Raw genomic sequence first — 18,536 nt, forward strand, 5'->3', positions numbered from 1 at the left:
GGAAAGGTCCACCGCCATGCCAGAACGCACGAGCCGCACGAGCCGCAGAGGACTGCTCTTCGGGACCGCCGCCGTCTCGGCCGGAGCCTTCCTCACCGGCTGCACCAGCAACGAGTCCAAGGACGAGAAGCCGGCCGCGAACGACCAGCCGGCCGCCGACGACAAGCCGGGCAAGCAGGTCACCATCGGCTTCGCGGGACCGCAGGCCGACCACGGCTGGCTCAACGCGATCAACGACAACGCGAAGAACCGCGCGAAGAAGTACCAGGACGTCACCCTGGAGATCACCGAGGGCTCCAACGACACGGCCGCGCAGATCGGCCAGATCGAGACGCTGATCAACAAGAAGGTCGACGTCCTGGTGGTGCTGCCGGCCGACGGCAAGGCGCTCACGCAGGTCGGCCTGAAGGCCATGCGCGCGGGCATCCCGGTCGTCAACCTGGACCGGATCTTCAACTCCCCGCAGGCGTACCGCTGCTGGATCGGCGGCGACAACTACGGCATGGGTCTCAGCGCCGGCCACTACATCGGCGAGAAGCTCAAGGACACGAAGAACGCCCGCGTCATCGAACTCGCCGGCCTGGACAACCTGGAACTCACCAAGCAGCGCACCGAGGGCTTCGACGCCGCCCTCAAGAACTACCCGAACATCCGGAAGGTGGCCCGCCAGGCCGCCGAGTTCACCGTCGAGTCCGGTCAGTCAAAGATGGCCCAACTGCTTCAGGCGCAACCGAAGTTCGACGCCCTGTGGAACCACGACGACGACCAGGGTGTGGGCGCGCTGCGGGCCATCGAGCAGGCCGGACGCGACGACTTCCTGATGGTCGGCGGCGCCGGCGCGCTCTCCGCCTTCCAGGCCATCGAGGCCGGCGACAGCGTCCTCAAGGCCACCGTCCTCTACCCGCCGACCATGGCCGCGTCCGCGATCGACCTCGCCCGCGCCCTCGGCCAGAGCAAGGGGGTGAGCGGTCTCGCCGAGTTCGAGATCCCGGCCTCGCTCACGCTCTACTCGGCCGTCGTCGACAAGGAGAACGTCGACCGCTACATGCCCACCGGCTTCAAGTGACGAGGCCCCGCCCGGCGCAGGTCCGCCGTGCCGGGCCCGACCCCCACCGCGCCACGACGAAGAGGAGGACATCGGCATGGGACAGCCGCACCAGCGCGAGGAAGCAGGGGCCGGGGCGGGGAAGCCGCCCCTTGGCGTGGGCCTGATCGGTTACGCGTTCATGGGCGCCGCCCACTCCCAGGGCTGGCGCACCGTCGGCCACGTCTTCGACCTGCCGCTCCGCCCGGTCCTCGCCGCCGTCTGCGGCCGGGACGCGCAGGCCGTGCGGGCGATGGCCGGCCGGCACGGCTGGGCGGCGGCCGAGACCGACTGGCGGGCCCTCATCGCCCGTGACGACGTCGACCTCGTCGACATCTGCACACCCGGTGACAGCCACGCCGAGATCGCCCTCGCCGCGCTGGCCGCGGGCAAGCACGTGCTGTGCGAGAAACCTCTGGCGAATTCGGTCGCGGAGGCGGAGGCGATGACCCGGGCCGCCGAGGACGCCGCCCGGCGCGGCCAGGTGTCGATGGTCGGCTTCAACTACCGGCGGGTGCCCGCCACCTCGCTCGCCCGGTCCATGGTCGCCGAAGGACGCCTCGGAGCCCTGCGGCACGTGCGGGTGACGTACTGTCAGGACTGGCTGGTGGACCGGGAGTTCCCCCTGACCTGGCGACTGCGCAAGGAGCTGGCCGGTTCTGGTGCCCTCGGCGACCTCGGCGCGCACATCGTCGACCTCGCGCAGTTTCTGGCGGGGGAGCCCGTCATAGGGGTGTCCGCCCTCACCGAGACGTTCGTACGGGAGCGGCCGCTGCCCGTCGGCGCGTCCAGCGGTCTGTCGGCGGCCGGAGTGCCGGGTGACGCCGCCGACGGCCCGCCGGCCTCGCTCGGAACGGTCACCGTCGACGACGCCGCCCTCTTCACCGGCCGCTTCGCCTCCGGCGCCCTAGCCTCCTTCGAGGCCACCCGGTTCGCGACCGGCCGCAAGAACGCGCTGCGGATCGAACTCAACGGCGAGCGCGGATCGCTGGCCTTCGACCTGGAACGCCTCAACGAGCTCTCCTACCACGACCACACCGAACCGGGCGCCTACGCGGGCTTCCGCCGCATCCTCGTCACCGAGCCCGGCCACCCCTACCTGGACGCCTGGTGGCCGCCCGGTCACGGCCTCGGCTACGAACACACCTTCACCCACCAGGCCCGCGACCTCGTGCGGGCGATCGCCGCCGACCGGCCGCCCCTGCCGTCCTTCGCCGACGGGCTCCAGGTGCAGCGCGTGCTGGCCGCCGTCGAGGAGAGCGCCGCGAAGAACTCCGTCTACACGCCCGTCCCGGCCTGAGGCCCCACCCGGCCCGAGGAGGCACCAGAGCATGCCCCGCACCTTCACACTCTTCACCGGCCAGTGGGCCGACCTGCCGCTCGAAGAGGTCTGCGGACTCGCCCGCGACTTCGGCTACGACGGACTCGAACTCGCCTGCTGGGGGGACCACTTCGAGGTCGACAAGGCGCTCGCCGACCCCGCGTACGTCCAGTCGCGCCACCGGCTTCTCGACAAGTACGGCCTCAGGTGCTGGGCGATCTCCAACCACCTGGTCGGCCAGGCCGTCTGCGACGCCATCATCGACGAGCGCCACCGGGCCATCCTGCCCGCCCGTATCTGGGGCGACGGTGAACCCGAGGGCGTACGCCGCCGGGCCGCCGCCGAGATGGCCGACACCGCGCGCGCCGCGGCCGCCCTCGGCGTCGACACCGTCATCGGTTTCACCGGCTCGGCGATCTGGCACCTGGTCGCCATGTTCCCGCCCGTCCCCGAGACGATGATCGAACGCGGCTACGAGGACTTCGCCACCCGCTGGAACCCGGTCCTGGACGTCTTCGACGCCCAGGGCGTGCGGTTCGCGCACGAGGTCCACCCCAGCGAGATCGCCTACGACTACTGGACCACGCAGCGTGCCCTGGAAGCCGTCGGCCGCCGTCCCGCCTTCGGCCTCAACTTCGACCCGAGCCACTTCGTGTGGCAGGACCTCGACCCCGTCGGCTTCCTCTACGACTTCCGCGACCGCATCTATCACGTCGACTGCAAGGAGGCCCGCAAACGGCTCGACGGCCGCAACGGCCGCCTCGGCTCGCACCTGCCCTGGGGCGACCCGCGGCGCGGCTGGGACTTCGTCTCCGCGGGCCACGGCGACGTCCCCTGGGAGGACGTCTTCCGGATGCTGCGCTCCATCGGCTACACGGGGCCCGTCTCGGTCGAGTGGGAGGACGCCGGCATGGACCGGCTCCAAGGCGCACCCGAAGCCCTGGCCCGCCTCAAGGCGTACGACTTCGAGCCGCCGTCGGCCTCCTTCGACGCGGCGTTCGGCGGCAACGACCGGGAAACTCCGCCGGCCCTGCCCGGCCCGCCCACCACACCTCCGGCGTGACGGCACACCCCGGCGAACCGCACCCGTCCGTACGACCAGCCCCTTCTCGTCCGACACCTTCCCAGCGCCCGTGTGCGAACCGGCCGCCTTCGCCCAGACGCCGGGGAACTTCCCCGCGTACCACCTGGAGCCGTGAGGTGGCGGCGGGCCGATGCCGGGGTGTAGGGGCGGGCGCCGCCCGCCGGGCTCGCCGCTATCCGATGCCCTGCCGGTCGGGTGCGAGCGCGAAGGCCCGGTCGGCGGCCTCCGGAACCGCCCGCTCCACGGCCCGCTCCAGCAGCTCGCGGTGCCGCTGCAGGGGCCCACGCCGCTCCGGGGGCGTGATCCGCAGCAGATCCTCGAGTCCGGCCACCAGTCGCCGCGTGACCTGGGGGGTGCCCACGGCGCACCCCCGGATCTCGGCGAACCCGAGATCCACCAGCTCCGGCCAGCCCGGCACGGGCTGCACCAGCCGCACGTCCCCCTGCCGGTCGCGATGCAGAGCGGCGTCGAGCGGCAGGCCGGACACGGCGGCCAGGAACTGCACGATGCGGTCCAGCGCCTGCACGGCGGTGGTCGGATCGTTCACGGCGGAGGACAGCGCGCGCAACGCGATGTCGGACAGCTGCCGCAGCCCGAACCCGAGATCCTGGTGGAACGTGCGCTCGACCCCGACGGAGACGGTGTGGCGCAGCAATCGCCGGGCGGGCGCGGGCCCGCCGTGCACGGCCAGTACCGGGGTGCCCGGCACGACGAAATCACCGATCCGCGGGATGAGCCGCAGCACGACCCCCTGCTGCCGCGCGGCCCGGACCAGCTGGGCGACGTACACGTCACGCAGCACCCCGGCGCGCCCCTGGTGGGTGACCAGCGCGGTCTCGGGTCCCAGCTCCGCCTGGTCGTCCGCCGCCGTGCCCTCGCACCGGGCCGCGGGGACGGTCGTGCGCGCGATCACCCCGAACGACTCCCGGGTGATCCGGTCGATGACATGGCCGACCCGCATGAGCCGCAGCATCGCGTTCACGTACATCACGAAGAGCAGCAGACTCAGCCCGACCATGAGCAGGGTCAGGACGGACTGCACCAGGGGCACGGACACGACGAGCCGGGGATCGCGCTCGCCGTCGAAGCCGGTCAGCACGAGGAGCGACAGCACGAACGTCGCGAGGAAGACGGAGAAGGTGGCCTTGGTGATGCGGCTCCGTACGAAGATCCGCACGATCCGGGGGCTGAACTGGCCGCTCGCCATCTGCAGCGCGACGAGCGAGATGCTGAACACCACACCGATGAAGGTCATCATCGCCGAGCTGACCGTGGTCACCACGACCCGGGCGTCGTCGGCGATCTTGAGAAGCTCCTCCAGCGCGTCGTACTCGTGCGACTCCCGCAGCGACTCGACGATCCTGGAGTCGAGCTCCGACGCCGCCGCCCACACGACGAGGACGAGCAGCATCGCCGCGGTCGGCGCGAACCAGAACGTGTCGCGTACGTGCTCCCGCAGCGGCGACAGCGCCCGAGGGCGGCGTCCCTTCCGCCCGTCCCCCGTAGTCATCCAGTCACCCATGGTGAGACTGTAGGCGCACCCGCGCCCGGCCTCCCGGCACCGCTCCGAGGGCACGGATACGCAGGTGAAACGCACCCTGAAAGCTTGGTATTGTTGTCCATGTCGCCGAGCGGGGAACACCTTCGCCCAGGCGGCAGACACCTGGTCCGGGTGGCGGAATGGCAGACGCGCTAGCTTGAGGTGCTAGTGCCCTTTATCGGGCGTGGGGGTTCAAGTCCCCCCTCGGACACACAGAGCAGAAGAACCCCCGTGAGCGCTCGTTCGCTCCGGGGGTTTCTGCTGTGCCGGCCTCCCCTCCCCGCGAGGGGAGGGGAGGCCCACGCTCACGCCCCGCGGCGGATCCGGGCGGCCTTGCGGGCCTCGGCGGTCAGGCGTGCCTCCGTGGCCCGGCGGGACTCGCCGCCGGTGCGACCGGGACGGGTGCCCATGCCGCGGAACGGTGCGCCGCCGCGCTTGGGGCGCTCCGTGACCGGCGTGCTGCCCGCGACGGGCACACCGGACGGGGCCTGCGCGCCGGTGATACGGCTCAACTCGGCTTCGCCGGAACGGACTTGCGTGATCCGGGGCCTGATGCCCGCCACCGACATCAGGCGCGTCATGTCACGGCGCTGGTTGGGCAGGACGAGGGTGACGACGCTGCCGGACTCGCCGGCGCGGGCGGTACGGCCCCCGCGGTGCAGGTAGTCCTTGTGGTCGGCCGGCGGGTCGACGTTGACGACGAGGTCGAGATCGTCGATGTGGATGCCGCGCGCCGCGACGTTGGTCGCCACCAGCACCGAGACACCGCCGGACTTGAACTGGGCAAGTGTGCGGGTGCGCTGGGGCTGCGACTTGCCGCCGTGCAGCGCCGCGGCCTTCACCCCGCTGCCCCGCAGGTGCTTGGTGAACTGGTCGACCGCGTGCTTGGTGTCCAGGAACATCAGCACGCGTCCGTCGCGGGCCGCGATCTCGGTGGCGGCGGCGTACTTGTCGGCGCCGTGCACGTGCAGCACGTGGTGTTCCATGGTGGTGACCGAGCCCGCGGACGGGTCTACGGAGTGGACCACCGGGTCGTGGAGGTAGCGGCGGACCAGCAGGTCGATGTTGCGGTCCAGCGTGGCCGAGAACAGCATGCGCTGGCCGTCCGGGCGTACCTGGTCGAGCAGTTCGGTGACCTGCGGCATGAAGCCCATGTCGGCCATCTGGTCCGCCTCGTCGAGGACGGTGATGTTCACCCGGTCCAGACGGCAGTCCTTGCGCTCGATGAGGTCCGAGAGGCGGCCGGGGGTCGCGACGACGACCTCGGCCCCGGAGCGCAGGGCGCTCGCCTGCCGCCCGATCGACATGCCGCCGACCACGGTGGCCAGCCGCAGCTTCAGCAGCCGGGCGAACGGGGTGAGTGCGTCGGTGACCTGCTGGGCCAGCTCGCGCGTGGGGACGAGCACCAGGGCCAGCGGCTTGCGCGCCTCGGCGCGCTGTCCGGCGGTGCGGGCGAGGAGCGCCAGCCCGAAGGCGAGCGTCTTGCCCGAGCCCGTACGCCCGCGGCCGAGGACGTCACGGCCCGCGAGGGAGTTCGGCAGGGTGGCGGCCTGGATCGGGAACGGCTCGTGCATGCCGAGACCGGTGAGGGTCTCCAGCAGCTCGGCGGGGAGGTCCAGCTCCGCGAAAGCCGTCACGGCGGGGAGGGCCGGGGTGACGGTGACGGGCAGGGCGAATTCACCCTGCGGCGCGGACGGACGTCGCCCTGGGCCGTCCGAACGGGTGACGGGGCGGCCCTGACCCTGCGAGCGGAAGCGGGCACCCCGGTCGGCGCCGGAGCCGTCGTTGCGGTTCCTGGAGTAACGGTCGTTCGTGCGAGCTGAACGGTTCATGGAGAACCTTCCTCGATGTGGCACCGATATGGCACGTATCGAGGAATTCCCGGCAACGGTGGGCCGAACGAATTGCAAGAACGAGCCGAATGCAAGACAGAGTCCGGCCGGTCGCCCGGCGCGGTTGTCAGAGGACCCGGGCCCACGAGGGCCCGAAATCCACTGGAATGGGTGACGGGCCCCGGGTCACCGGCCCCGTCAGGGACCGGGAGGGACTCGGCCCGGTCGTCGGCGGGCGTCGGACGGACCGCCCGCGGAACGCAACAAGCTGGGGCCCCACCGCGAGGTGTGGGCCCCAGCTGTCTCAGGCGCTGTCAGCGTCAGGCGGGAGTGATGTTCTCCGCCTGGGGGCCCTTCTGGCCCTGCGTGACGTCGAAGTTCACCTTCTGGCCTTCCTGGAGCTCGCGGAAGCCCTGGGCGGCGATGTTCGAGTAGTGGGCGAAGACGTCCGGGCCGCCACCCTCCTGCTCGATGAAGCCGAAGCCCTTTTCCGCGTTGAACCACTTAACGGTGCCAGTAGCCATGTCTAATTCTCCTTCGGGGCTGTGCCCTGGGGCCCGCACTGTGTGGACCCCGGCGTCGCCGTGAGGAACCCCGTCCGGAAAACAGCACCGGAAATACAAAAGTGCCCGACGACGATAGGTCGTCCAAGGCACTTGAAGTTTACGGGAACCACAACTGCAACTGAGATTGAGCCTAGCACGGTGTCCGCCTGAAGGCGCGGCAAGTACGATTTCCAGCGCGATGTCGTGTCTCCGCGGCCGCAATTCTCACTTCGCTGACGCATCTTTTCTGCGGCTGGCGGCCAGGACTCCCGAGACCGCCCGGTGGGATGTTCGCCGCGTTCGACGCGGACGGCGACGGTCACCTGCGAAAGGACGACTTCGTGGCGCTCGTCGCCCGCTGGAGCCGCCTGCCGGGGGTGGAGCCCGGACCCCGGGGCACCACCGTCGGCAGCATCACGCCGGCGGCCGGGCGAGTGACTCGCCGCCCTGAGCGCACAGCCGCCCCGCGGAAGCCGAGGTGGTCGACTTCACCGGGGTCCTGGCAGGCGCTCCGGCGGCGTGCAGTACGGCAGGCCGTCGAGCGGACGGTCCGTCAGGAAGCGCAGCAGCAGATCGGCGTACTCCGCCTCCCGTTCGAGGTGCACCATGTGGTCGGCGTCCCGCACCAGGAGGAAGACGGAGCCGGCGATGGCGGCCGCCACGGCACGGTTCTCCTCGGGTGTACTGGTGTGGTCGTGCTCGCCGGTGAACACCAGCGCGGGCACGGAGTCGATGCCCTCGGGCGGGATGGGGTCGGCGGCGAGCAGCCGCTCGTGGCAGACGGCGTGACGGCGTGCCTCGGCCGGGGTGATGGCGGCGAACTGGCGCCGCAGGAGCCGGGCCACGGCCGGCGCCTGGACCACCCGCTCCGTGCGGGCGGTGTTCAGCAGCCCGGCGACGGCACGGTCGACGGCCGCCTGAACGGCGGCCTGTGCGCGGGCCTCCTCCTGCCCCAGGGCGGCCCCCACGCCCCGCATGTCCTCGCACAGTGACCTGAGGCGCGGGTTCATGCCGCGCGCCGCGCCGACCAGCACCAGCCGGGCGACGCGGTCCGGCCGGCGCAGTGCCGCGCGGTAGGCGATCGGTGCGCCGTAGGAGGCGCCGAGGAGATTCACCCGGTCGTGGCCGAGCCGGTCCGCGACGTGCAGGGCGGCGTCGGCGAGGACGTCGAAGCCCTCCTCGGCGGGCAGGTCGTCCGCCGTGCCGGTGCCGGGCAGGTCGACCAGCACCAGCGGCATGTGTCCGGTGAGCCGGCGCTCCAGCCGGGGCCAGGCGTACATGTCCTGCAGCGCGCCGCCCAGCAGGACCAGGGGTTCGGTGGCCGGCGCCTCGTCCGAGGTGATGACGCGGCAGGTGTAGCGCAGGCCGCGCCAGTCGAGCCGTACGACGTCCTCGTGGGTGCGGTCCGGCGGGAGCCAGGGCGGTGCCGTCCACGCGGCGGTGGCGGCGGGCAGCATCAGGAACGCCCGGCGGCCCGCCCGGCGATGAGATCCGCCAGGGCGTTGACCGTGGGGACGGCGGCGAGCTCCTTCTCCGGAATGACCAGTCCCATCCGGTCCTCCAGGTGCATGGACAGCACGGTCACCGCCATCGAGTCGATGCCCGCGCCGGCCAGCGTCGCGTCCGGGGTGATCGGGGCGGCGGGCAGGCCGGCCTGCGCCGTCAGGATCCTTTTGAGTTCTTCCAGCAACGTGTGCGTCTCCTTGCGTACTGATCCTTGCGTGCCGGGCTGCGGACCTCAGAGCTCCGCGGTGATCCCCGGCGGCCAGACGAGGGTCGTGGCGGCCCACGCCAGTCCGCTGCCGAAGGCGACGACGAGCACGCGGTGCCCCGGCTTCAGCTGCCCCTCGTCCGCGGCATGGGCCAGCAGCAGGGGTACGGAGGCGGCGGCGGTGTTGCCGACCCGGTCGATGTTGGAGGGGGTGCGCTCGGCGGGGATGCCGAGGGCGTCGGCGACACCGGCGCCGATGCGGCCGTTGGCCTGGTGGACGATCAGCCGGTCGACCTCGTCGAGGCTCCAGCCGGCCGCCGCCACCGCGTCCCGGGCCGCCCGGCTCATCCGGCGCACGGCGTGCCGGAAGACCTCGTTCCCGCGCATGTGAACGAAGAAGTCACCGGCGGACGAGGAGTGACGCCCGTCGCGCTCACGGGCACCGCCGGCCGGAATGGCGATGGCGTCGGCGAGCCCGCCGTCGCTGCCCCAGGCGAAAGGCCCCAGGGCGCCGTCCTCGCCGGGGGCGCCGGCCTCCAGGACCACGGCCCCCGCCCCGTCGCCGAACAGGGGCGCGGTGGCGCGGTCGTCGGGGTCGATGACGGCCGACATCGTCTCGGCGCCGACGACGAGGACCCGGCGGACGGTGCCGGCGCCGATCAGCCCGGCGGCGACGGCCGCCGCGTGCACGAATCCCGCGCAGCCCGCGGTGATGTCGAAGGCGACCGCCTCCCGCAGCCCGAGGCGGTGCGCGACGGCGGGCGCGGTGGCGGGGCAGTGGTGATCGGGGGTGGTGGTGGCCAGCACCACGGCGTCGACGGTGTCCGCCCCCGCCGACCGCATCGCCCGGCGTCCGGCGTCCACGGCCATGTCGCCCGTGGACACGTCCGCGTCCGCGCGACGGCGTTCCCGGATTCCGATGCGCTCCCGGATCCACTGGTCGCTGCTGTCCAGCCGGGCGCACAGTTCCTCGTTGGTCACCCGGCGGGACGGCAGCCAGGAGCCCACGCCGGTCAGCACCGCGACGGCGCCAGGACCGGGACGAGCCGCTGTAGTTGGGGCACTCATGCACGCAACGTACATGACCCATAACGGAAAGTTGTCATCGCGCAGACCGGGGCCTGCACGCCGTAGGGGAGAGCGCATCCGGAGGCCCTGCGGGTCCGTGCGCTCAGACGGACGTCCCCGTCGGGGCAGTCTCCCCGGCCCGGCTGCGGGCGTGCAGTTCGTACACGCTGAAGGCGCGCCGGATCACGGGCTGCGCCACGTTGCGCACCCGGACGCCTCCGCTGGTCATCCCGTGCTCGGTGCCCGCGTGCGCGTGCCCGTGGACGGCGAGGTCCGCGCCGGCCGTGTCGATGGCCTCGGCGAGCAGGTAGCTGCCGAGGAACGGGTAGATCTCCGGCGGCTCACCGGCGAGCGTGTCCGGCACGGGGGAGAAGTGGGTCAGGGCGATCCGTACGTCGCAGTCCTCCCGGGCCAGCTTCTCCAGCGCGGTGCGCAGACCGTCCGCGCAGCGACGGGAGTACCGGACGAACTCCTTCATCAGCGGTTCGCCGAACTCCCCGGCGTTGCGGCCCACGAATCCGCCGCCGAACCCCTTGGTGCCGGCGACACCGACCCGCACCGGGCCGGCCTGCACGACGCACGCTTCCCCCTCCAGGACCTGGACGCCCGCCTCCTCGAGGATCGCCGTGACCTCGTCCGGGCGCTCGTCGTGGTGGTCGTGGTTGCCGAGGACGGCCACGACGGGCACGCCGAGCCCCCTGACCTCGTCGGCGACCACCCGCGCCTCCTCGGGGGTGCCGTGCCGGGTGAGGTCACCGGCGAGCAGCAGGAGGTCCGCGCACGCGGGAAGGGTGTCGAAGGCGGGCCTGAGCAGGCCCCGACTGTCGGGCCCCATGTGGATGTCCCCGACGGCTGCGACCCGGATCATGCCAGTTCCTCCGTGTGGTCGGGGGCGGTGGCGTCGGCGACCACGATGTCGCAGTGCAGCGTCAGCCCCGCCAGCTCGTCCTGCGCGGTCCGCAGGATCTCGTCCCTGCAGTGCGCCGAGGGGACGGTGCCCGTGAGCATGACCGCCCCCGAGCGGACCTCGGCGCGTACGCCCAGCTCGCCCAGGTCCTCGGCCGCCCACCGGTCACGCAGGTGCGCCACCCGGTATTCGACGTGCCGTTCGCCGGCGCCGCCCGCCCCGGCCTCGGTGTGCCCGCTCATCGTCCAGCCTCCGGGGGTGCGATGACTTCCATGCGTTCCAGCAGGTAGAGGAAGGCGTTCGGCATGGGGGCGTCCCCGCAGGTCACGCGCACCTGCTCCCAGTCGACCTTCTCGCGCAGCGCCCGCGCGATGGGCAGGACCGCACCGAAGTCGCAGTGGTGTTCGGAGAACGCGGCCAGCAGACTGCGCATCAGATCGGTCGGCGCCAGCACCGGCATGTGCACCGAGTCGACCGACAGCATGTCGGACCTGCTCAGCAGGGCGCTGTCGACCGGCTGGTGCGCCAGCTCGAAGATGAGGTCGATGTCCTGCCCGAGGCACTTGGCCTTCAGCAGCCAGTCCTCCGGCGGGGCGTAGACCTCGAGGCCGGCCGAGCGCAGCGTGGACGCGACCCGGTCGGCGTCCTCGGGCTTGATGCAGAAGTCGGCGTCGTGCTGGAGGTTGCCCGTGCCGCCGTGGGCGTACACGGCGACGCTGCCGGCCAGGGCGAACTCGTACTCGTTCTTCTTCAGGATCGAGCCGACCTGTTTGGCCGCCTCCAGAATCGCCTGATTGCGGTCGCGGGGCAGGCTCAGCTCGTGCGGGTCGAGCCGGCCGGCCTCCTGGGGGTGCACCGCCGCCAGGCGCAGCTCAGGGGAGATCTGCCGCTGGTCGAGAGCGGCGTCGTCCGCGTTCTGCGTCATTGCTGCTCCGTTTCCGTGTCCCGGGCCCGTTCTGACCACTCGGGTACCCCCTCCGGTACCCGGCTCGCCCGTTTCGACACGGTTGCCCGCGGGGCGCCCGCGCCGACGGCGGGCGGGCGGCGCACGCGGGCGTACGGGGTCATCCCCCGGGCGCGGGACCGGCGGGCGGTGGCGCGTTCGCCGTCCTGATCCAGCTGTCGTTGTGCGGGTCGTGCCGTACGAGGCCGAGGCGTGCGAAGTCCTCCAGCCAGCCTTGCATGGGCCAGTAGCCCCAGCGCCGGTTGAAGAGGGCCCCGTTGCGCAGGATGTCGTCCAGGTGCTCGACGGGGGGCCGGCTCACCGCGTGGTGCTGGTGGTAGGCCGGGGCGCCGCCGAGCCAGGCGATGCCGACGCCCGCCTCCGCGGCCAGCAGCGCGAAGTCGGTGTCCTCGCCCCCGTAGCCGGTGTACGCCTCGCAGAAGCCGCCGATGCGTTCCCAGGCGGCCGCCGTCGTGGCGAAGGACAGCGACCAGAAGAGGGCCGGGTCCGCCGCGTCGACGATCTCGTCCGGTCCGGGCACCGGCCGGGCGGGGTGCGGCTCGGCCAGGGCGGGCAGGTCGTCGAGCCGGTACCCGCCGGCCGGCGGCGGGGGCAGGTAACCGACGGTGCCGCAGAGAATGCTGGTGTCGTCGGCCAGCGCGGCGTAGCGGGCGATCGTCCGCGGACCCGGCACGCAGTCCACGTCGAGGAAGACGAGGCAGTCGGCCCCCTCCGCGAGGGCGCGCCGGGCTCCGGCGTTGCGGGCCGCCGCCAGGGGCAGTCCGCGCGCACCGGGCGGCCGTTCCACGGCGACGGGATCGCCGGCCGGATCGCCGCGGGCCACCAGCCGCCCCGCCTCGGCGTCGTCCATCGTCACCACCACGTAGTGGTCGGGGCGCAGGGTGCCGGCGGCCAGCGCCCGCTGCTGGAGGGCGAGGTGGCCGTGCCGTCCGGCGACCGGGGTGATCACTGCTACGCGACGCACGACGCCTCCTCGGCCGACGAGCAGGCGAGCCGCTCCAGGAAGGAGGCGGCCCGCCGGGCGCCGTCCCCGTACGACCACCGGGCCCAGCCGGCCCCGCCGAGCCGGACGGCGCCGGACAGGACGTCCGGCCACTCCCGGGCGGCGGGCCAGGGCGCCCGGACGAGCGCGATGCCGCCCTGTGCGAGGGCGCGGCCGGTGGCGCTCTGCTCACCGAACGGCCGGTCCTGCGGGATCACCACGGCGGGCCGGCGCGCCGCCGCGCACTCGGCCAGGGCGTTCTGGCCGCCGTGGGTGACCACGACGTCCGCGGCGCAGAGCAGCGGCCAGGGGTCGGCGGCCCAGGTCCCGCCGCCGCCCAGGACCGTCCACTCCCAGTCCGGGGTGGCGCGGGCGGCCGGTGCGAGCAGCGCGTCGTCGACGTCGCCGCCCCCGGCGCCCAGCATCACCAGGACGCGGCGCCTGCCGCCGGACGGCGCCGTCCCGGCGGGGCGCGGCCGGTCGTCGTGGCGGGAGAAGGCGCCCGCGTGCAGTGTCTTGGCGTACCAGTGCTCCGGCCAGCCCGGCTCCGGGAGCTCCGCCGGCCATGGGGCGAGCAGGCCGCGCGCCAGGTCGTAGGCGAAGGTGTGCGCGGGATCCCGGCGGTCACCGCGCATGGCGGCGACGACGACGGGCACGCCGAGGAGCCGGCCGAGCCCGGCGACCTCCACGGACACGTCGCTGACCAGCAGCGAGGGGCGGGCACGCGTGATCCAGTCGGCGACCAGTCGCATGCGCTCGCGGTAGCCGTCGTGGCCCACGGGTGCCCAGTGCAGCCGTCCGTTGGCCGTGACGTCCGTGAGCGGACCGCCGGTGTCCAGCGGCAGGCGCACCCAGGGGCCCGGCCAGTCCGCGGGGCGGGGCAGGCTGGACAGTCCGGTGACCGGCTGCTCGGTGTGCCGGGCGACGCACACGGCCCGGTGCAGATGACCGCGCCCGTGGTGATGGACGTAGTAGCCGATCATGAAGCCATCAGCTCCTCGTAGAGCAGCTCGTACTGGTCGGCCATGGCGTCCAGCGAGCAGTGGCGCACCGCGCGCTCCCGGCAGGCGGTCCGGTCGAGCGCCATGGTCTCCCCGATCGCCTCGGCCAGCGCCGTCGTGTCCGGCCAGGGCGCCAGCCGGCCGCAGTCGGGGGTGAGGATCTCCCGCAGCGCGCCCCGGTCGAAGCCGGCGACCGGGGTGCCGCAGGCCAGCGCCTCTGCCACCACGAGTCCGTACGGCTCGTCCCAGCAGGGCGTGGCCAGGGCCGCGCCGGCCCGGCCGACCAGGGCCACCAGCTCGTCCCGGGTCAGGTGCCCCTCGTAGGAGATGCCGTCGCCCAGCCCGGGGGCGATCCGGCCCTCGAAGTAGTCGCGGTCCGGTGTCGGCCCGGCCAGCCGCAGCGGCAGGCCCGCCTTGCGCGCCGCCTCGATCGCCAGGTGCGGGCCCTTCTCCGGCACGAGCCGGCCGGACCACACCAGGTCCGTGCCGCCGGGTCCCGGACGCCAGCGCCGGGTGTCGACCCCGTTGAGGATGACGCGCGCCGAGGGGATCAGCGGTGACCAGGCCCGCGCCGTGTGATCACTGACCGCGGTGAAATGTCCGCAGTGCCCCGGGCTGGTCTGGACGGCCGACTCCAGCCACGGCGTGGGCGGCGTGTGGAGCGTGGTCACCACCGGGATCCGCAGCGCCGGTGCCATGGCCACGGGCAGGTAGTGGAGGCTGTTGTTGTGGATGATGTCGTAGGGGCCGCCGTCCTGGGCCAGGTCGACCATCAGCCGCAGGTAGGCGTGGTGCTCGGCGAGCGACGAGGGGTCCGTCATGGACAGGTCCGCCCGCGCCGCTTCACTGAACTCGGCCCGGTGGACCGGTAGTTCGCGCACGCCGAGGGCGGGATCCGAGCCCGCTCCGGCGAACAGCGTGACGTGGTGGCCCCGGCGGCCGAGTTCCCTGGCCAGGGACCACGTGTGGGCCTCGAGTCCGCCGGCGAAGGGCTCTTTGATGGGGTAGCGCGCGGAGGCGATCAGCGCGACCCGTAGGGGCCTGCTCATCGCAGCAGGTCCTCGTAGAGCGCCCGGTGCGCGGCGGCCACGGCACGCCGTTCCGCGGCCCGCTGGGCCGGGTCGGCCCGGGGCGCCGGACGCCCGGCGTGGGCGGCCTCGACCGCGGCGCGCAGGGAGGGGCGGTCGGGCCCGTCGTCGCTCATGCGGTAGAGGTGGCAGGGGCGCTGCTCGGCGTAGTGGCCGCAGTCGGGGACGGCGACGGCCGTGCCCAGGTCGTAGCAGGCCTCCAGCCACCCCGAGTGCGTGCCGAAGGCGTACGGCAGCACCGAGAGGTCCAGCGAACGCAGGTAGCGCCACAGCTCCGCGTCGTCGAAATAGTCGTGGACGTGCAGGTCGATACGGCCGGCGTCGGCCAGGGACCGCAGGGCGGCCAGCGTCTCGGGCGCGTGGGCGTGGGCGCGGGGGTCGGCCGTCTCCGTGTGGATGTCGACGCGCAGCCGCGCCCCGGGCAGGTCCGCCACCAGGTCGGCGAGCGCGCGGATCACCGGCAGGGGCCGCATGTTGGGGCGGATGCTCTTGGCGTGTACGCCGATCACGAAACCGGGGTGCGGCGGTCGGGGCGCCGACAGTTCGGGCTCCTCGACGACATGGGGGTGGGGCAGCACCCGCGCGGTACGTCCCCACAGCAGTTCGATCCGGTCGGCCGCGCCCCGGGTGAGCGTGACCAGACGGTCGGCGGCCGGAATGAGGACGTCCAGCGCGGCCCGGTGGGGGCGCGGATCGGGCTGGTGCGGATTGCGGAGGTCGTGCACCGTCTGGACGAGCGGCTTGCCGTGCCGGCGCAGTGCCGCCACCAGGGCGCTCAGCTCGGCCGGCGACTGCGCGTCGAAGCCGAAGTGCAGATGGAAGACGTCGAAGTCCCGATGGTGCGCCTCGACCCAGGCCGGGTCGAGCATCACCGGCGGCCACCAGCGCTGGGAGGTGCTGGGAGCGCCGTTGGGACGCGGGTCCGGCAGCAGGTCCACGGTACCGTCCCCGTCCGGGGGCTGCAGATGCGCCACGTAGACGTGCCCGGCGGGCACGGACGCGACACGGATGCGGCGCGGCCGGCGAGCGGCCCGCAGTGTCGTGGGCGTGGGGTCCACGAGGGTCTTCACTGGTTGCCTCCCTGCGGGACGGCCGCTCCGGTCGGTGCGGCCGAGTGGTCCCGGAGTACCCACGCCGACAAAAGGGATGTATGCGACGAGAGGGAAATGTCGCAGCCAGTGAGGAAAGCGTGACGGACCGGGCGGACGGCTTCACCGGGCGAGCGCCGGCGCCGAACCGCTGAGGAACCCGGAAGCGAGCGGCCCGCCGTCACGGCTGGATCGCGTACGCCGGGGGCGAGAGGCGTCTCGGCGGGATCGCGTGCGCCGGAAAGTACGCGGCGCATGGCACGGCGCGGATCAGGACCACGGCGAGAGGCGTCTCGGCGGGATCGCGTGCGCCGGGAGAAACGCGGCGCACGGCACGGCGCGGACCAGGACCACGGCGAGAGGCGTCTCGGCCCACCCGGTTCCCGGGTGGTGCGTCTCTCCCCGCCGGCGGTCAGGGCCTCGCCCGCCCGGCACCGCCGACCGCGGCCGGGCGGACGCCCGACGGCACGTCGGGTCCGTGTCCCGCCGGCCAGGCCGGCAGCGGCTCCGGGTCGGCCGTCCGCCACAGCCACGCGATGTCCCGCCCGAAGGACCAGCTCAGCAGCGCCAGCGCCAGCAGGACCAGCGCGAAGGCCAGCGGCCGGGGCAGCACCCCCGCCCCGGCGACCAGCAGCACGATCCCCTGGAGCGCCGCCACCGTCTTGCGCGCCATGCTCGGCGCCAGCGGCCCGTTCAGCCACGGCAGAGCCCGTGCCGCCGCCACGAACACGTACCGCATCGTGCCGATCAGCAGCACCCACGGCCCCAGCGACATGGCGACGTACACACTCAGGACCAGGATCAGGAACGCGTCGACCTCCATGTCGAAGCGGGCGCCCAGCGCCGACGACGTGCCCGTGCGGCGGGCGACCTTGCCGTCCACGCCGTCCAGGATCAGCGCCACCGCCGTCAGACCGACGAACAGCGTCAGCGGGGGTGAGCTCTCGAACGAGTCCGCGACCAGCGCCGTGACACCGCCGACCAGAATCGCCCGTCCGAGGGTGACGCGGTTCGCGGGCCCGAAGGGCAGGGGCTGCGAACGGCGCAGGGCCCGGTTGAGGACGGCCCAGGTGGCGATCCCGAAGGCCAGGCCCGTGAGCCAGCCCGCGGGTCCCATCCCGATCGCCGTCCCCAGGAGGGCGAGGAGCAGCAACTGCGCGCCCGCTCCCACCGCCGTCTCCTGCTGCGCGAGCCTTGCGTCGTACGTGTGGTTCAGGGCCACCGTTCACCCTCCGGCCGAGTGACAGATTCGATCAACGCCGCGTACGTTGTGCGCGACTTCTCATCGCTGCGTACGTGGGGAGTCGGCCGATCGTTCAGGAGGACGCACATGCAACCCACAGCCCGCGCCTTCTGGTTGCGCTCCCCGGGGCACGGTGAGATCAGGGAGTCCGCGCTGCCCGCGCCCGCCGGGGACGAGGTCCTGGTGCGGTCGCTGTACTCCGGAGTGAGCCGCGGCACGGAGACCCTCGTCTTCCGCGGCGGTGTGCCGGAGAGCCAGTACCGCGCGATGCGGGCGCCGTTCCAGGAAGGCGACTTCCCCGGTCCGGTGAAGTACGGATACCTCAGCGTCGGACAGGTCGAGGAGGGCCCGGCCGATCTGGTCGGCAGGACCGTCTTCTGTCTCGCGCCCCACCAGACCCGGTACGTCGTCCCAGTGAGCGCCGTCACCGTCGTCCCGGACGACGTCCCGGCGGGGCGGGCGATCCTCGCCGGGACCGTGGAGACCGCGGTGAACGCCCTCTGGGACGCCGCCCCTCTGATCGGCGACCGGATCGCCGTGGTCGGCGGCGGCATGGTCGGTTCGTCCGTCGCGGCGCTGCTCGCCCGGTTCCCCGGAGTACGCCTCCAGTTGGTCGACGCCGATCCCGCACGCGCCGAGGTCGCACGGGCGGTCGGGGCCGCCTTCGCGCTGCCCGGGGAGGCCGCGGGCGACTGCGACCTCGTCGTCCACGCCAGCGCCACCGACGCCGGACTCGCACGCTCACTGGAACTGGCCGCCACGGAGGGAACCGTGCTCGAACTGAGCTGGTACGGGGACCGGAAGGTTGCGGTGCCGCTCGGCGAGGCCTTCCACTCCCGGCGCCTCACCCTGCGCAGCAGCCAGGTCGGCTCCGTCTCCCCGGCCCGGCGCGGCAGCCGCGACTACGGCGACCGGCTCGCCCTCGCCCTCGAACTCCTCGCCGACCCCGCCTTCGACGCGCTGATCACCGGCGAGTGCGCCTTCGAGGAACTGCCCGACGTCCTGCCCCGGCTCGCCTCCGGTGAGATCCCGGGGCTCTGCCACCGAGTCCGCTACCCAGCCGGCTGAACCCCCGGGC

Annotated in this window: 18 protein-coding genes and 1 tRNA gene; 5 read left to right on the forward strand and 14 right to left on the reverse strand. The window is 73.1% G+C overall.

The genetic code is table 11. The features are described from left to right. The first annotated feature begins 16 nt into the window (after positions 1–16). The 3 genes from AC069T_RS19310 (at position 17) to AC069T_RS19320 (ending at position 3,468) form a co-directional block, all read left to right on the forward strand. The gene (locus tag AC069T_RS19310; protein WP_478783901.1) at positions 17–1,066 is read left to right on the forward strand and encodes a substrate-binding domain-containing protein; all 1,050 of its coding nucleotides are present in this window, start codon (positions 17–19) and stop codon (positions 1,064–1,066) included. Between the two features lie 76 nt (positions 1,067–1,142). Further along, positions 1,143–2,384, forward strand: coding sequence for a Gfo/Idh/MocA family protein (locus AC069T_RS19315; protein WP_478783902.1), 1,242 nt, complete (start codon positions 1,143–1,145; stop codon positions 2,382–2,384). Positions 2,385–2,415: 31 nt separating this feature from the next. Further along, positions 2,416–3,468 (forward strand): sugar phosphate isomerase/epimerase family protein, encoded by a 1,053-nt coding sequence (locus tag AC069T_RS19320; protein ID WP_478783903.1) that lies wholly within the window; start codon positions 2,416–2,418, stop codon positions 3,466–3,468. A gap of 193 nt (positions 3,469–3,661) precedes the next feature. Here the strand turns inward: AC069T_RS19320 and AC069T_RS19325 are convergent, their stop codons facing one another. Next, on the reverse strand, positions 3,662–5,011 hold the full coding sequence (locus AC069T_RS19325; RefSeq protein ID WP_478783904.1) for a DUF2254 domain-containing protein: 1,350 nt from the start codon (positions 5,009–5,011) through the stop codon (positions 3,662–3,664). A gap of 144 nt (positions 5,012–5,155) precedes the next feature. On the opposite strand from AC069T_RS19325, the gene AC069T_RS19330 reads away from it, so the two are divergent. Further along, positions 5,156–5,240 (forward strand) — tRNA-Leu (locus tag AC069T_RS19330). A gap of 94 nt (positions 5,241–5,334) precedes the next feature. Here the strand turns inward: AC069T_RS19330 and AC069T_RS19335 are convergent. From AC069T_RS19335 to AC069T_RS19395, 13 genes are all read right to left on the reverse strand, one after another. Beyond that, positions 5,335–6,861, reverse strand: coding sequence for a DEAD/DEAH box helicase (locus tag AC069T_RS19335; protein ID WP_478783905.1), 1,527 nt, complete (start codon positions 6,859–6,861; stop codon positions 5,335–5,337). 320 nt (positions 6,862–7,181) lie between these two features. Further along, positions 7,182–7,385, reverse strand: a complete 204-nt coding sequence (locus AC069T_RS19340; RefSeq protein WP_100580096.1) for a cold-shock protein — start codon at positions 7,383–7,385, stop codon at positions 7,182–7,184. Between the two features lie 509 nt (positions 7,386–7,894). Then, on the reverse strand, positions 7,895–8,863 hold the full coding sequence (locus tag AC069T_RS19345; protein ID WP_478783906.1) for an alpha/beta fold hydrolase: 969 nt from the start codon (positions 8,861–8,863) through the stop codon (positions 7,895–7,897). After that, positions 8,863–9,096 carry an acyl carrier protein gene (locus AC069T_RS19350; RefSeq protein WP_478783907.1) on the reverse strand — a complete coding sequence of 78 codons (234 nt, stop codon included), beginning with the start codon at positions 9,094–9,096 and terminating at the stop codon, positions 8,863–8,865. The genes AC069T_RS19345 and AC069T_RS19350 overlap by 1 nt, the downstream gene beginning before the upstream one ends. 48 nt (positions 9,097–9,144) lie before the next feature. After that, positions 9,145–10,185, reverse strand: coding sequence for a beta-ketoacyl-ACP synthase III (locus AC069T_RS19355; protein WP_478783908.1), 1,041 nt, complete (start codon positions 10,183–10,185; stop codon positions 9,145–9,147). 103 nt (positions 10,186–10,288) lie between these two features. Continuing rightward, positions 10,289–11,053 carry a metallophosphoesterase family protein gene (locus AC069T_RS19360; RefSeq protein ID WP_478783909.1) on the reverse strand — a complete coding sequence of 255 codons (765 nt, stop codon included), beginning with the start codon at positions 11,051–11,053 and terminating at the stop codon, positions 10,289–10,291. Continuing rightward, positions 11,050–11,334 carry a hypothetical protein gene (locus AC069T_RS19365; RefSeq protein WP_478783910.1) on the reverse strand — a complete coding sequence of 95 codons (285 nt, stop codon included), beginning with the start codon at positions 11,332–11,334 and terminating at the stop codon, positions 11,050–11,052. The genes AC069T_RS19360 and AC069T_RS19365 overlap by 4 nt, the downstream gene beginning before the upstream one ends. After that, positions 11,331–12,017, reverse strand: coding sequence for a hypothetical protein (locus tag AC069T_RS19370; protein WP_478783911.1), 687 nt, complete (start codon positions 12,015–12,017; stop codon positions 11,331–11,333). The genes AC069T_RS19365 and AC069T_RS19370 overlap by 4 nt, the downstream gene beginning before the upstream one ends. 139 nt (positions 12,018–12,156) lie before the next feature. Beyond that, positions 12,157–13,020: a glycosyltransferase family 2 protein gene (locus AC069T_RS19375; protein ID WP_478783912.1), complete on the reverse strand. Its 864-nt coding sequence runs from the start codon at positions 13,018–13,020 to the stop codon at positions 12,157–12,159. Next, complete coding sequence (locus AC069T_RS19380; RefSeq protein WP_478783913.1) at positions 13,008–14,021, reverse strand: glycosyltransferase; 1,014 nt, start codon at positions 14,019–14,021, stop codon at positions 13,008–13,010. The genes AC069T_RS19375 and AC069T_RS19380 overlap by 13 nt, the downstream gene beginning before the upstream one ends. Further along, a complete protein-coding gene (locus AC069T_RS19385) occupies positions 14,018–15,088 on the reverse strand; it encodes a glycosyltransferase family 4 protein (protein ID WP_478783914.1) in 1,071 nt (356 codons plus the stop codon). The genes AC069T_RS19380 and AC069T_RS19385 overlap by 4 nt, the downstream gene beginning before the upstream one ends. Continuing rightward, complete coding sequence (locus AC069T_RS19390; RefSeq protein ID WP_478783915.1) at positions 15,085–16,197, reverse strand: glycosyltransferase; 1,113 nt, start codon at positions 16,195–16,197, stop codon at positions 15,085–15,087. The genes AC069T_RS19385 and AC069T_RS19390 overlap by 4 nt, the downstream gene beginning before the upstream one ends. A gap of 430 nt (positions 16,198–16,627) precedes the next feature. Further along, on the reverse strand, positions 16,628–17,437 hold the full coding sequence (locus AC069T_RS19395; RefSeq protein ID WP_478783916.1) for a CDP-alcohol phosphatidyltransferase family protein: 810 nt from the start codon (positions 17,435–17,437) through the stop codon (positions 16,628–16,630). Positions 17,438–17,545: 108 nt separating this feature from the next. Between AC069T_RS19395 and AC069T_RS19400 the strand changes: the two genes are divergently transcribed. Beyond that, positions 17,546–18,526, forward strand: coding sequence for a zinc-dependent alcohol dehydrogenase (locus AC069T_RS19400; protein WP_478783917.1), 981 nt, complete (start codon positions 17,546–17,548; stop codon positions 18,524–18,526). The last annotated feature ends 10 nt before the right edge of the window (positions 18,527–18,536 follow it).

It is taken from the genome of Streptomyces sp. NPDC043867 (assembly GCF_056435845.1).